We start from the raw sequence: 1,915 nt of genomic DNA, 5'->3' as shown, positions 1-1,915 counted from the left end.
GTCGACCGAGCGACGCGAAGCGGCGTTGTCCAGCGTCTCCACCACATCCTTGCCGGCGACAATTTCGATGCTGAGCGAGTGGCCTGCCGTTTCCAGCGTCTGATGCATCCTGTCGGAGAAAGCGGCGAGGTCGGTGGTGCGCAAAGTGCCGCCGTCCCGGTTCAGCACCGCTGCAAATCTCATGCCCCGCTCCACCAGGTCAGCCAAATGGCGGCCGGGATATACCCAGCCAACGGCTGAAACGCGGCGTCGACAGAAAGGTTCCTCTTGCCACGGGGTGACTACCCCAGCGGCTCAATAATTTCCGTGGTTTCGTTCCCGGACCGCAGCGCTTTGTCGGAACAACTGACCCGGTCACGACGTTGTGAACCTGCAGATGCCGCGTTCCCCAAGGAGACGCGGCGCATGAGATCAGGCACGAGGAGAGACTACCATGATCCGCAATCTTTTAGCCACGACGGCGCTCGCAACCTTTGTCGCGACCGGCGCCTATGCGCAGAACGCAACAAATACGGCGCCTGCCACGCCCGCCGTCCAGGAGCCCGCCGCCGCTCCTGTGGCACGCGCAGAGGGCAGCATCGTCACCAACATCATCGGTGAGTCCGTCTACAACGGCACCGGCGACGATGCCGAAAACATCGGCAAGGTCAGCGACGTCGTGTTCGACAAGGATGGGCAGGCGAAATCCGTTGTCATCGACGTCGGCGGTTTTCTGGGTGTCGGCGCCAAAAGCGTTGCTTTCGATTACGGCAAGCTGCAGTGGGCCGAAAAGAATGGCGACCGCTGGTTGGTGGCCCAGACGACCAAGGACGAACTGACGGCGCAGGCAGAATTCGATAAAAAGCCTTACAGCCCGACCCCAGCACCTGCGGCATCGACCGACGCAACAGCGCCGGCAGCACCCGCGACGACGGACACAGCGCAAAAGCCTGTCGACATGAACGCCGCTTCGGCAGAACCAGTCAAGCGCGCCGACGGCAATCTCGCCACCAACATCATCGGGGAAAACGTCTATAACGGCACCGGCGATGACGCCCAGAACATCGGCGACGTCAACGACATTGTGCTGACCAAGGATGGCAAGGCGCAGTACTTGGTCATCGGCGTCGGCGGTTTCCTAGGCCTTGGCGCCAAGAACGTCACCTATGACTTCTCGAAGGCGCAGTGGGCCGAGAAGAATGGCGACCGCTGGCTGGTCGCCCAGACCACCAAGGAAGAATTGCAGGCGCAGCCGGATTTCAACCGCAAGGCCTATGACCCTGCGCCGGCAACGACGGCTTCGAATGCGCCGGCAGCAGTCGCGCCCGCCGCAGCCCCTGCCGTCGCTCCGTCCGACAAGACGGCACAGGCTCCGGCGCCCACGACCCCCGATGCCTCGGCTCCGGACCAGACAAAGACCGCAGCCATCGACAAGTCGACGCTGACCGAGATGCCGGTTGGTGAGATTCGCGCCGATGACCTCAAGGGCACGACTGTCTATGGCGCCAACGACGCCAAGGTCGGCGAGATCGGCGATGTCGTGCTTGCGCCCGACAAGAAGGCCGATGCGGTGATCGTCGATGTCGGTGGCTTCCTCGGCATTGGCGAGAAGGAAGTCGCGGTCGGCATGGATAATCTCAAATTCATGACCGACAAGGCGGGCAACAAATACCTGTACACGACCTTCACCAAGGAACAGCTCGAGGCACAAACCGCCTATGACAAGGGCAGCTATGCCGAGAAGCGCGATCAGCAGCGCATGATCGTCAGGTAGTTTCCACCCAGTCGGATACAGGCCCGCGCCGGCAACGATGCGGGCCTGTGTTCATGTGTGGCGTGGAGGCAGGCCAGCGGCATGGCCGACGAGGCCGTTCTCGGTCAATTCGGCCAGTGCCAGCGATTGATCGAGATGTTCGGCCCGCCAGGCGAGCAGTCG

Annotated in this window: 1 protein-coding gene and 1 pseudogene; one reads left to right on the top strand and one right to left on the bottom strand. The window is 62.3% G+C overall.

Features of this window, described 5'->3' with window-relative positions; genetic code table 11:
• A pseudogene (locus EN994_RS29320) lies at nt 1–183 on the bottom strand (diacylglycerol kinase family lipid kinase); the annotation flags it as partial.
• Between the two features lie 250 nt (nt 184–433).
• On the opposite strand from EN994_RS29320, the gene EN994_RS29315 reads away from it, so the two are divergent.
• Nucleotides 434–1,753, top strand: coding sequence for a PRC-barrel domain-containing protein (locus tag EN994_RS29315; protein WP_063169140.1), 1,320 nt, complete (start codon nt 434–436; stop codon nt 1,751–1,753).
• Nucleotides 1,754–1,915 lie beyond the last annotated feature (162 nt).

The organism is Mesorhizobium sp. M7A.F.Ca.CA.002.09.1.1, from assembly GCF_003998555.1.
Classification (GTDB): domain Bacteria; phylum Pseudomonadota; class Alphaproteobacteria; order Rhizobiales; family Rhizobiaceae; genus Mesorhizobium; species Mesorhizobium ciceri.
This window is presented reverse-complemented; position numbering and strand designations above follow the sequence as displayed.

Bases quoted from the DNA above. Each gene is read 5' to 3' on its own strand.
- EN994_RS29315 (WP_063169140.1), top strand. From the start codon at position 434: ATGATCCGCAATCTTTTAGCCACGACGGCGCTCGCAACCTTTGTCGCG.